Origin of the sequence: Massilia glaciei, from assembly GCF_003011895.2 — a bacterium.
GTDB classification, from domain to species: Bacteria; Pseudomonadota; Gammaproteobacteria; order Burkholderiales; family Burkholderiaceae_D; genus Telluria_A; species Telluria_A glaciei.
This window is the reverse complement of the sequence record NZ_PXWF02000102.1, coordinates 63,069-73,265: the sequence shown is the minus strand read 5'-3', so window position 1 is coordinate 73,265 and position 10,197 is coordinate 63,069. Positions and strand designations below refer to the sequence as shown.

Genomic DNA, 10,197 nt, shown 5'->3' with positions numbered 1-10,197 from the left:
CGCCACCACCGGCTTGAGGCCTTCGGTGGCCAGGCCGCCGGCAAAAGTCACCGAGTGCTGCTCGGCGATGCCGACGTCGAAATAACGCTCCGGGTACTGCTGCTCGAAGCGCACCATGCCCGAGCCCTCGCGCATGGCCGGCGTGATGCCGACCAGGCGCTTGTCGGCCGCGGCCATGTCGCACAGCCAGTTGCCAAACACCTCGGTGTAGGTCATCTTGCCGGCCTTGGTCGGCGCGAGGATGCCTTCGGTCGGGTTGAACTTGCCGGTGCCGTGGTACAGGATCGGCTCGGCCTCGGCCAGCTTGTAGCCCTGGCCTTTTTTGGTCACCACGTGCAGGAACTGCGGGCCCTTGAGCTTTTTGATGTTCTCGAGCGTCGGGATCAGCGATTCGAGGTCGTGGCCGTCGATCGGGCCGATGTAGTTGAAGCCGAATTCTTCGAACATCGTGGCCGGCACGACCATGCCTTTGGCATGCTCTTCGAGCCGTTTGGCGAGCTCGCGCACGGGGCCCGGCAGCACGGTCTTGCCGACGTTTTTGGCGGCGGCGTAGAACTGGCCCGACATCAGGCGCGCCAGATAGCGGTTGAGCGCGCCGACCGGTGGCGAGATCGACATGTCGTTGTCGTTGAGGACCACGAGCAGGTTGATGTCTTCTTGCACGCCGGCGTTGTTGAGCGCTTCGAAGGCCATGCCGGCCGTCATGGAGCCGTCGCCGATGACGGCGATCGCGTGCCGCGCCTCGCCCTTGATCTTGGCCGCCTGCGCCATGCCCAGCGCGGCCGAGATCGAGGTCGACGAGTGCGCGGTGCCGAAGGTGTCGTACTCGCTCTCCACGCGGCGCGGGAAGCCCGAGATGCCGTTGAACTGGCGCAGCGTGTGGAACTGCTCGCGCCGGCCCGTGAGGATCTTGTGCGAATAGGTCTGGTGGCCCACGTCCCAGACGATGCGGTCGTACGGCGTGTTGAACACGTAGTGCAGCGCGATGGTCAACTCGACCGTGCCTAGGTTGGACGACAAATGCCCGCCCGTCTTGGAGACCGAGTCGAGCAGGAAGTTGCGCAGCTCGTGCGCCAACGGCGTCAGTTGGGAGCGCGACAGTTTGCGCAGCTCGGCCGGTTCGTTGATGTTCTCTAGCAGGTTCATTTAGGCCTTCCGCTGCACGATCAGGTCCGCCAATTGGCGCAACCTGCATGCCTTGTCACCAAATGGTGCGAGCGCCTCATGCGCGTCGCACCGCAGTTTTTCCGCCAGCGCGCGGGACTGTTCCAGTCCCAGGATCGACACATACGTCGGTTTGTTGGCCGCCGCGTCCTTGCCCGCGGTCTTGCCCAACGTGGCCGAATCGGCGGTCGCGTCGAGCACGTCGTCGACCACCTGGAACGCCAGCCCGACCGCCTTCGAATAGGTGTCGAGCGCCTTGATCTGCTCGGCCGACAAATCGGCCCCGGCCAGCGCGCCAAGCACCACCGCGGCGCGCAGCAAGGCGCCCGTTTTGAGCTGGTGCATCTGCTCGAGCTGCTCGAGCGTGAGCATCAGGCCCACGCTGTCGAGGTCGATCGCCTGGCCGCCGCACATGCCGCCCGAGCCGGCTGCGTGCGCGAGCAGGCGCAGCATGCCCACCAGGCGCGCGGGCGCGACGGCGTCGGCCTCGGCCAGCACCATGAACGCCTGCGCCTGCAGCGCGTCGCCGACCAGCAGCGCGGTCGCCTCGTCGTAGGCCACATGCACGGTCGGCTTGCCGCGGCGCAGGGCGTCGTCGTCCATGCAGGGCATGTCGTCGTGCACCAGCGAGTACACATGTATCATTTCGAGCGCGCAGGCGGCGCGCGCGAGGGTGCCGGCGTCGGCGCCGAACAAGTCGCCAGCCGCGTACAACAGCAGCGGGCGCACGCGCTTGCCGCCGCCGAGCGCGGTATAGCGCATGGCGTCGTGCAGCTTGAGTGGCACCGCATTTGCGGCAGGCAGGTAGCCGCCGAGCGCCTCCTCGACCGTCGCCTGCACCGACTTCATCCATTGCTCGAACGGGACCGTCATTGGATGCCCTCGCCCGCCGCGTCGGCGGCGAACGGCTTGAGCATGTCGCCCTCGAGCACCTTGACCTGCGACTCGACTTTTTCGAGCTGGGCCGCGCAATATTTGACGAGCTCGGAGCCGCGCGCATAGGCGGCGACCGACGCTTCGAGCGGCAAGGCGCCGCCTTCCATCTGGGTCACCAGCTCGGCCAGTTCGGCCATGGCCTGCTCGAACGACTCGGGCGCCGCTGCGTTTTCCGCGATTGATTTTTTTGACATGGTTACTTTGTGTGGGACGCTAGCACGCAACTTGTGCAAAGCGCGCCAGTCTAAACGCTTATTTTAGAACAATCCATCCTACTGGTGACGAAGGTCCGCCGCATTGGCAGATTTTATCGCAATTGGGGCCCCGCCCATGAAACCAATGCCATTCCACCAATACTTTCGGCTGTTGATGCCACATTCGCGCGCCGGTCCACGACTGTAGAGCCCGTTCCACGGTATAATCTCCGGTTCTGTCCGAAATACCGTATTCCGCAATCAAAATACTGGTCTTTGGATTCTTTCTCTTCTTTGGCTTGATGCCTGAATTTAAGGGGGGGTTGGGATGTCCGATCTGGCTACCCACGCCAAGCTTGCGCGCAGCTGCGCGCAGCTTCCGGTAGATGTCTACTTTGACGAAGCGCTGCTGCAGCGCGAAATGGAGCAACTGTTCCGTGCCGGCCCACGTTATGTCGGGCACGAACTGATGGTGCCCGAAGTGGGCGATTTTGCCACCCTCGTCGCCGAGAACGAGGGCCGCATGCTGGTGCGCAACGCCAACGGCGTTGAGGTGCTGTCGAACGTGTGCCGTCACCGGCAGGCGCTGATGTTCAATGGCCGCGGCAATTCGAACAACATTGTTTGCCCGCTGCACCGCTGGACCTACGACCTCAAGGGCGAGCTGATCGGCGCGCCGCACTTCCCCGAGACGCCCTGCCTGCACCTGTCCAAAACCCCCATGCTGAGCTGGAACGGCCTGCTGTTCGAGCAGAACGGCTACGACGTGCTCGGCAAACTGGCGGAACTGTCGGTGGCCAAGGATTTCGACTTTGGCGGCTACATGTTCGACCACGCCGAGGTGCACCACTGCGACTACAACTGGAAGACCTTCATCGAGGTCTACCTCGAGGACTACCACGTAGAGCCGTTCCACCCGGGCCTGGGCGGCTTTGTCAGCTGCGACGACCTGCGCTGGGAATTCGGGCGCGACTACAGCGTCCAGACCGTGGGCGTGAACCGCGGCCTGCAAAAATCGGGCTCGCCCGTGTACCAGAAGTGGCAGGAGCAGGTGCTCAAGTTCCGCGGCGGCGAGCCGCCCAAGTACGGCGCGATCTGGTTCACGCTGTACCCGAACATCATGGTCGAGTGGTATCCGCACGTGCTGATCGTCTCGACGCTGTGGCCGGACGGCCCGCAAAAGACGCGCAACGTGGTCGAGTTCTACTACCCCGAAGAGATCGTGCTGTTCGAGCGCGAGTTCATCGAGGCCGAACGGGCCGCCTACATGGAGACCTGCGTCGAGGACGACGAGATCGCACAGCGCATGGACGCCGGCCGGCGCATCCTGATGCAGCGCGGCGTCAACGAGGTCGGCCCCTACCAGTCGCCGATGGAGGACGGGATGCAGCATTTCCACGAGTGGTACCGCAGTAATATCGACATCTGATGCACGCGGCGCTGTGGATGCTGTTCGCCAGCTTTGGCTTTGCCGCGATGGGTGCGGCGGTCAAGCTGGCGTCCCAGCTCTACTCGACCTCCGAAATCGTCATGTACCGCGGCCTGATCGGCACCATCGTGCTGCTGCTGGTCGTGCGCCATCGCGGCGGCACCCTGCGCACGCCGTTCGTGGGCGCCCACCTGTGGCGCAGCCTGGTCGGGGTGGCGTCGCTGTGGATGTGGTTCTACGCGGTCTCCAAACTGCCGCTTGCCACCGCCGTCACCCTCAACTACATGTCGCCCATCTGGATGGCGGTTTTTCTGCTTTGCCTGGGTTGGTGGAGCCGCAAAAACCATGTCGAATGGCCGCTGCTGGTCGCCATCGGCATGAGCTTCGTCGGCGTGACGCTGGTGCTACAGCCGGCCATCGCCTCCCAGCAGTGGCTGGGCGGACTGGTCGCCCTGGTCTCGAGCGTGCTCGCAGCGCTGGCGTACCTCGAGGTGCGCCGGCTCGGCCAGATGGGCGAGCCCGAATACCGCGTGGTCTTCTATTTCTCGCTTGCGACGGCGGTGGTCGGCCTGCTCGGCGCGCTGCTCCCGGATAGCTCCGGCCATATCGGCTTCAGCGCGCACGGCTGGTACGGCGCCGGCCTGCTGCTGTTCATCGGGGTCAGCGCGCTGTGCGCCCAGATGGCCATGACGCGCGCCTACCGCGTGGGCAAGGTGCTGGTGGTGGCCAACCTGCAGTACACGGGCATTGTGTTCTCGAGCATCTGGGGCATGCTGCTCTGGGGCGACCGCTTCGACTGGCATGTGTGGCTCGGGATGGCGATCATTCTCGCTTCGGGCCTGGCCGCCACGTTTTACAATACGCGTAACACGGCGCGCGGCGCGGCCGTGAGCAAGACCGATCCCATCGCAAGCGAACTTTGAGGACTTCATGCACACAACACTGATTACGGCCACCGAACTCGCATCCCATCTGGTCGACCCGAAGTGGGTCCTGGTCGACTGCCGGCACGACCTGGCGAACCTTAACGCCGGGCGCGAGGGCTACGCCATCGGCCACCTGCCGAACGCCCGCTTCGCCGACACGGAGACCGCGCTGTCGGGCGCCAAGCGGGGTGCCGACGGCCGCTTCCGCGGGCGACATCCGCTGCCAGAACGCGCCGACCTGCTCGCGACCCTGCGCGGCTGGGGCATCGACGACGACAGCCAGGTGGTGGCCTATGACGCGCACGGCGGCATGTTTGCCGCGCGCTTGTGGTGGCTGCTGCGCTGGATGGGGCATCCGGCGGTTGCGGTGCTCGACGGCGGCATGGCGGCCTGGCAGGCGGACGGACATCCGTTGACGCCCGAGCTACCCGTGGCGCGGGCCGGCGCCATCAGCGAGCGCGCGCCGCTGGTGCAGACGGTGTCGGTCGACGAGGTGCTGGCCAACATCGGCAGCGGCGAGCGCGTCGTGGTCGACGCCCGTTCGGCGGACCGCTTCCGCGGCGAGAACGAGACCATGGATCCGGTCGGCGGGCATATCCCCTGTGCGAAGAACCGGTTTTTCAAGGACAACCTGCAGCCTGATGGCACCTTCAAGAGCGGCGAGCAACTCAGGGCCGATTTCGCGCCGCTGCTTGCCGATCCGAAGGCTGCGGTCATGCAGTGCGGTTCCGGCGTCACCGCTTGCCACAACCTGCTCGCGCTCGACGTGGCGGGCTTGCCCGGCGCGGCGTTGTATCCGGGATCGTGGAGCGAGTGGTGCGCCGATCCGATGCGGCCGGTGGCGATGGGTCCGGCTTAACGCAGGCCTTTTGCAGTCAGTTTTCTCCTGCGCGAAACAGCGCAACGACGGGCGTCGGTTCTGGCGGCAAAAAAGGCGCTTGGTGAGCGCCCTTTTTATCGCGGCATTTCCGCAAACGGCATACAAGGAGGACCACTCCAATCGCCATTTTCAATCTCCCTTTGATTGAATCTCTGAAATGCTCGCACCAGTGCAGCATTTGGTTTAGAGGGGTTATCGAGCAAATTTATTATCATGGCAGCGTCATTGCTCGAGAAAAGAATGGTTTTTTCCCGGCGGGTGATTTTTTCAGCCTTCTCAAGGGATGCCTGAATCATGAATTGATTCAATGTCGTTCCTGTTAATTCCGCTGCCTTTTGCAGCTTTTGTGCTGTGGATTGAGGGACGCAATTGGTGACCCAGACGCTGTTTTCCCTTGCTTTCATGATGAATTCACCTTTCGTGGACTCATGCCACATTTGGTCATTTTCAGTTCTCAGTTTTGGTTTCTGACTGTTGTCGGTTTGATTTCCAGTTCAGTTTTTGGCTGATTTTTCACCATGTCAGCGTACGCCAATCGGCGTTAAGGTGACGCAGCGTGCGCACTTTGAGGCACCACGGCCAACATCCGGCCTATTGGGTGGCAGGCGCGCGATGAAATCTTTGATCAGATCAGTGGGCACTCGACGCGCTCATGTGGGGACAGTGGCCGACATTGTCGACCAGCGCCAGCTCGCCATTCGTAGGCGCAGCTCGGAGAAATGGACCTTGTTGCGGCGCCCGATACCAGGCATCCCAAGTCCTAGGAGCCTGTCGGACTTAGGATCGTCCGCTGCAAAAAGTGCTGGACGGTCCATATTTCGCCGCTTTCTCGGCCAATAGCTCGCTATTGGCACTGCGAAATCGTCAAAATCTGTCCTCGCCCAGCACTTTTTTCGCTTCGACTCCCTAAGTCCGACAGGCTCCTAGTGTGACCCGTTCGTCAGCAGCAGCACGATCGCCACGCCAAGCCCGATCAGCAAGACCTGCGGCACCGACTCGCGCACGGTCGCGCGGCGCTGCATTTGCGGCATCAAATCGCTCACCGCGATGTAGATGAAGCCCGACGACGCGAACACGAGCACGTACGGGATCATGCCGCTGGCGCGGTCGAGCGTGTAGTAGCCAAGCAAGCCGCCGGCCACGGCCATCAGGCTGCACAACAGGTTGAACAGATAGGCGCGCTTGCGCGTGAAGCCGGCGTTGAGGAGCACGATGAAGTCGCCGATCTCCTGCGGGATTTCGTGGGCGATGATGGCCAGGCCGGTCACGATGCCAAGCCCCGGGTCGGCCAAAAAGGCGGCGGCGATCAGGATGCCGTCGGTGAAATTGTGCATGCCGTCGCCGACCAGGATCATCCAGCCGGCCTTGCCGGCCTCGCGCTTGTCGTGGCCGTGCGCGTGTTGGTGGCCGTCGCCCTCGTGGTGGTGCGAGTGGCGCAAAATGGCGAATTTCTCGAGCATGAAGAAGGCCAGCAGGCCTCCCAGCAGCGTGGCGAACAGGCTGCGCGGATCGGCCTGCGATTCGAACGCTTCGGGCAAGGCGTGCAGCAAGGACGTCGACAGCATGATGCCGACCGACAGGCTGACCATGCGCTCGACCATCTTCGACAGGAGCGCGAACGAAAACACCGCCGCGGCGGTGATGCTTATCACGCCGGCGAGGGTGGTCGCCAGCAGGATGGAAAGGAGGATTGGATCGATTTTGACGCCTCTTGATCGGGCCTTGCGATAACCGCAAGCCGTGCATTGTACCGCCCAGCATGGCACTACGCACTACATCGCGGCCCGCCGAGGGCGATCTTTGCCCTGAATCGCTTACCAGGGGTCAAAAAAAACGCCGCCCGATGTTGGGGGCGGCATTTTTGTCACTGCGGCGGCGCCGGCACGGGAGCCCGGCATCCGCCTAAGCCTTGGTTTAAGGCACCAGTGCGAAGTTCACGTTGACGGCGGACGTCACGTTAAGGTCGACCAGCGGCGTCGATTTGGTCGTGTAGCCGGCGGCCGACGCTTCGACCTTGTACATGCCCGTCGCCGGCGTGGTGGTCAGGTGCGGCGCGAATACCAGCGGGCGCGCGGTGCTGTAGACCGTGTATTGCGGCGCGGCGATCGGCAGGTTGCTGATCGTGTATGCACCACTGACCAGATCGGCCCCCTTGTACTTGACCACAACGGTCGGGCCGCTGAAGAAGCTCTGCTTGGCCGACACATATGCCGCTTCGGTCGCGCTCGCCGGGCTCAGCGTCACGGTGCCGCTGATCGAGCGCTGCGCGCTCGCGACCATGCTCAACGGTACGGCGGCGGTGCTCAGCGAGGTGGTGCTGGTGGTGGTGGAAACCGGCACGGCGCCGATCACGCTCGCCGCCATGTTGTCGGCGGTGATCACGACATCGTAGTTGCCCGGCGCCACGCGCGCCAGGAAGAATTCGCCGGTGGTCGCGTTCGGCACCGTCGAGCTCACGATCACGCCGTTTTGCTGGGCGCTGACCATCACGTTGCTGGTGAGCAGGGCCGGGCTCACGAAACCGGAGATGCCGTTGATCAGCGTCGGGATGACCTTGACGACGGGTTTCAGCGCATATTTGCCGTTGCCCTTGGTCAACACCGATTTGCAGGCGTCGAAGTCGAGCACGAGGTCGACGCGCTGGTCGGCCAGCACGTCGAACGAGCTGACGAGCTTGATGCCGCTCTGGACCGCGCTTGGCGTGTCCAGGCTCACCTCGTTGCTGGTGCCGGTGACGATGACGGAGTTGTTGAGCGCGTTGCCGTTGTTGGCGTCGAGCACCAGGCGCAGCTGGGTGTAGCGGCCGACCGCGAGCGGGGTTTGGCCCAGCTCTTCGAGCGCGCCATTGGTCAGGTTCAGCAGGTTGATTTTTTTGGCCGGGCTTAGCGTGATGTCGGTCCAGCCCGCGTCGGTGTCGGCGGCGGACGAACTCTGGTGCACGCGCACTTTGTTGACGGTGACGTTGACCGCGTCGTAGCCGCAGGCCGGGGCATCGGTCATCGCGACCTTGAGTGAGCCGAACTGGGGAGCCGGGGTCGTGTCGCCGCCCCCACCGCCGCCGCAGGCGGCCAATGCCGCCGCCGCGATGGCGCTGCTGGTAATCAAGCTGAAACGGGTTATATGTTTTTTCATTTGGACACCTCGAGTTGTGGTCGGAATTCTGCGTTGGCAGCGCTGGCGTGCTCTGCCGAACCGCAACAATACCGTTCTCCAAAGCAATCCCGTGTGCGCGAGCACACATTGAAACGATTGCTTACAACTTCACAGAGTCTTTACAGCACCATTAAAAAACAACTTATGTTTATCACTGGAAAAGTGAGCTGCATCAATTGCAACTCCCACGATTGGCCGCTGCGACTCAAGGCACCAAGGCGAAATTCACATTCACCGCAGCCGCTTTGTTGAGGTTGACCGCCGCCGTCGACTTCGCCGCATAGCCCTCGGCCGATGCCTCGACCTTGACCATGCCCGTCGCCGGCGTGGTATTGAGGTGCGATGCAAACACCAGCGGCCGCGCGACGCTGTAGAGCGTGTATTGCGGCGCGGCGATCGGCAAATTGCCGATGGTGTAGGCGCCATTGACCAGATCGGCGCCCTTGTACTTAACGACCACCGTCGGGCCGTTGAAAAAGCTCTGCTTGGCATGGACATACGCGGCCTCGCCCGCGCTGGCAGGGCTGAGCGTGACCGTGCCGCTGACCGAACGCTGCGTGCTGGCCGCCATGCCCAGCGGCGCGACGGCCGTGCTCAGCGAGGTGGTGCTGGTGCTGGTCGCGACGGGCACGGCCGCGACCACGCTGGCCGCGCGGTTGTCGGCCGTTACCACCACGTCGTAATTGCCCGGGGCCAGGCGCGCCAAGAGGAATTCGCCGCTCGTCGCGTTCGGCACCGTCGAACTGACGATGGCGCCGTTCTGCTGCGCGGTGACCATCACATTACTGCCGAGCAAAGCCGTGCTGATGAAACCGGAAATGCCGTTGAGCGCGGCCGGAACCACCTTGACGACCGGCTTCAACGCGTACTTGCCGCTGCCTTTGGTCAGGATCGATTTGCAGGCGTCGAAGTCGAGGACCAGGTCCACGCGCTGGTTGGCCACCACGTCGAACTGGCTGCCAAGTTTGATGCCGCTCTGGAGCGCGCTCGGCGTGTCAAGGCTCAGCTCGGCCGTGGTGCCCGCCAGCACCACCGAATTGCGTGTCGCATTGCCAGTGTTGGCGTCGAGCACAAGGCGCAACTGGGTGTAGCGCCCCGGATCGAGCTCGGCCTGGCCGAGCGCCTCGAGCGTGCCGTTGGTCAGCTTGAGCAGGTCGATTTTTTTCGCCGGGCTCAGGGTGATATCGGTCCAGCCGGCGTCGGTGTCGACCGCCGTCGGATTGAGGTGCACCCGCACCTTGGTGACCGTGACGTTGACGGCGGCATAGCCGCAGGCGGGCGCATCGGTCATCGACACCCGGAGCGTACCGAGCAACGATGGTGTCTTCTCGGGGGCGGGGCCGCCGGGACCGCAGGCGGCCAGCGCCAAGGTAACAATGGCGCCGCTGGCGATCAGGCTGGTGCGGGACACGGACTTTTTCATTTTGAGGCCTCGGAAGTATGCGGAGCGCGACGACATGGCGCTGATATGGTTGAGCACAATATCACATTGCCATAAAAGCATCCGTCGGAACA

General features: G+C 63.5%; 10 protein-coding genes. 3 read left to right on the top strand and 7 right to left on the bottom strand.

What is annotated here, in order from left to right; all coding sequences use genetic code 11:
- From dxs to C7C56_RS07855, 3 genes are all read right to left on the bottom strand, one after another.
- Nucleotides 1–1,146, bottom strand: a 1,146-nt coding sequence (dxs, locus tag C7C56_RS07865) for a 1-deoxy-D-xylulose-5-phosphate synthase (RefSeq protein WP_106756876.1), incomplete at its 3' end; no start/stop codon positions are given.
- The gene (locus tag C7C56_RS07860; protein WP_106756875.1) at nt 1,147–2,037 is read right to left on the bottom strand and encodes a polyprenyl synthetase family protein; all 891 of its coding nucleotides are present in this window, start codon (nt 2,035–2,037) and stop codon (nt 1,147–1,149) included.
- A complete protein-coding gene (locus tag C7C56_RS07855; RefSeq protein WP_106756874.1) occupies nt 2,034–2,294 on the bottom strand; it encodes an exodeoxyribonuclease VII small subunit in 261 nt (86 codons plus the stop codon). Before C7C56_RS07855 ends, C7C56_RS07860 begins: the two co-directional genes overlap by 4 nt.
- A gap of 328 nt (nt 2,295–2,622) precedes the next feature.
- Here C7C56_RS07855 and C7C56_RS07850 point away from each other — a divergent pair, with 328 nt between their 5' ends.
- The 3 genes from C7C56_RS07850 to C7C56_RS07840 are packed head-to-tail and all read left to right on the top strand — an operon-like array spanning nt 2,623 to nt 5,508.
- Nucleotides 2,623–3,723: an aromatic ring-hydroxylating oxygenase subunit alpha gene (locus tag C7C56_RS07850; RefSeq protein ID WP_106756873.1), complete on the top strand. Its 1,101-nt coding sequence runs from the start codon at nt 2,623–2,625 to the stop codon at nt 3,721–3,723.
- Nucleotides 3,723–4,646: a DMT family transporter gene (locus tag C7C56_RS07845; protein ID WP_229458389.1), complete on the top strand. Its 924-nt coding sequence runs from the start codon at nt 3,723–3,725 to the stop codon at nt 4,644–4,646. Before C7C56_RS07850 ends, C7C56_RS07845 begins: the two co-directional genes overlap by 1 nt.
- A gap of 7 nt (nt 4,647–4,653) precedes the next feature.
- Entirely contained in the window at nt 4,654–5,508 is an 855-nt protein-coding gene (locus tag C7C56_RS07840; protein WP_106756872.1) for a sulfurtransferase, read from the top strand.
- A gap of 95 nt (nt 5,509–5,603) precedes the next feature.
- Here the strand turns inward: C7C56_RS07840 and C7C56_RS07835 are convergent, their stop codons facing one another.
- From C7C56_RS07835 to C7C56_RS07820, 4 genes are all read right to left on the bottom strand, one after another.
- Complete coding sequence (locus tag C7C56_RS07835) at nt 5,604–5,933, bottom strand: type II toxin-antitoxin system TacA family antitoxin (RefSeq protein ID WP_106756891.1); 330 nt, start codon at nt 5,931–5,933, stop codon at nt 5,604–5,606.
- A gap of 519 nt (nt 5,934–6,452) precedes the next feature.
- A complete protein-coding gene (locus tag C7C56_RS07830) occupies nt 6,453–7,205 on the bottom strand; it encodes a ZIP family metal transporter (protein WP_106756890.1) in 753 nt (250 codons plus the stop codon).
- Nucleotides 7,206–7,443: 238 nt separating this feature from the next.
- Nucleotides 7,444–8,661 carry a DUF4382 domain-containing protein gene (locus tag C7C56_RS07825; protein ID WP_106756871.1) on the bottom strand — a complete coding sequence of 406 codons (1,218 nt, stop codon included), beginning with the start codon at nt 8,659–8,661 and terminating at the stop codon, nt 7,444–7,446.
- A 226-nt stretch (nt 8,662–8,887) separates the two neighbouring features.
- Nucleotides 8,888–10,105 carry a DUF4382 domain-containing protein gene (locus C7C56_RS07820; RefSeq protein WP_106756888.1) on the bottom strand — a complete coding sequence of 406 codons (1,218 nt, stop codon included), beginning with the start codon at nt 10,103–10,105 and terminating at the stop codon, nt 8,888–8,890.
- Nucleotides 10,106–10,197 lie beyond the last annotated feature (92 nt).

Excerpts from the sequence above, each read along its gene's own strand:
- C7C56_RS07860 (WP_106756875.1), bottom strand. The coding sequence starts at position 2,037 with ATGACGGTCCCGTTCGAGCAATGGATGAAGTCGGTGCAGGCGACGGTC.
- C7C56_RS07855 (WP_106756874.1), bottom strand. The coding sequence starts at position 2,294 with ATGTCAAAAAAATCAATCGCGGAAAACGCAGCGGCGCCCGAGTCGTTC.
- C7C56_RS07850 (WP_106756873.1), top strand. The coding sequence starts at position 2,623 with ATGTCCGATCTGGCTACCCACGCCAAGCTTGCGCGCAGCTGCGCGCAG.
- C7C56_RS07845 (WP_229458389.1), top strand. The coding sequence starts at position 3,723 with ATGCACGCGGCGCTGTGGATGCTGTTCGCCAGCTTTGGCTTTGCCGCG.
- C7C56_RS07840 (WP_106756872.1), top strand. The coding sequence starts at position 4,654 with ATGCACACAACACTGATTACGGCCACCGAACTCGCATCCCATCTGGTC.
- C7C56_RS07835 (WP_106756891.1), bottom strand. The coding sequence starts at position 5,933 with ATGAAAGCAAGGGAAAACAGCGTCTGGGTCACCAATTGCGTCCCTCAA.
- C7C56_RS07825 (WP_106756871.1), bottom strand. The coding sequence starts at position 8,661 with ATGAAAAAACATATAACCCGTTTCAGCTTGATTACCAGCAGCGCCATC.
- C7C56_RS07820 (WP_106756888.1), bottom strand. The coding sequence starts at position 10,105 with ATGAAAAAGTCCGTGTCCCGCACCAGCCTGATCGCCAGCGGCGCCATT.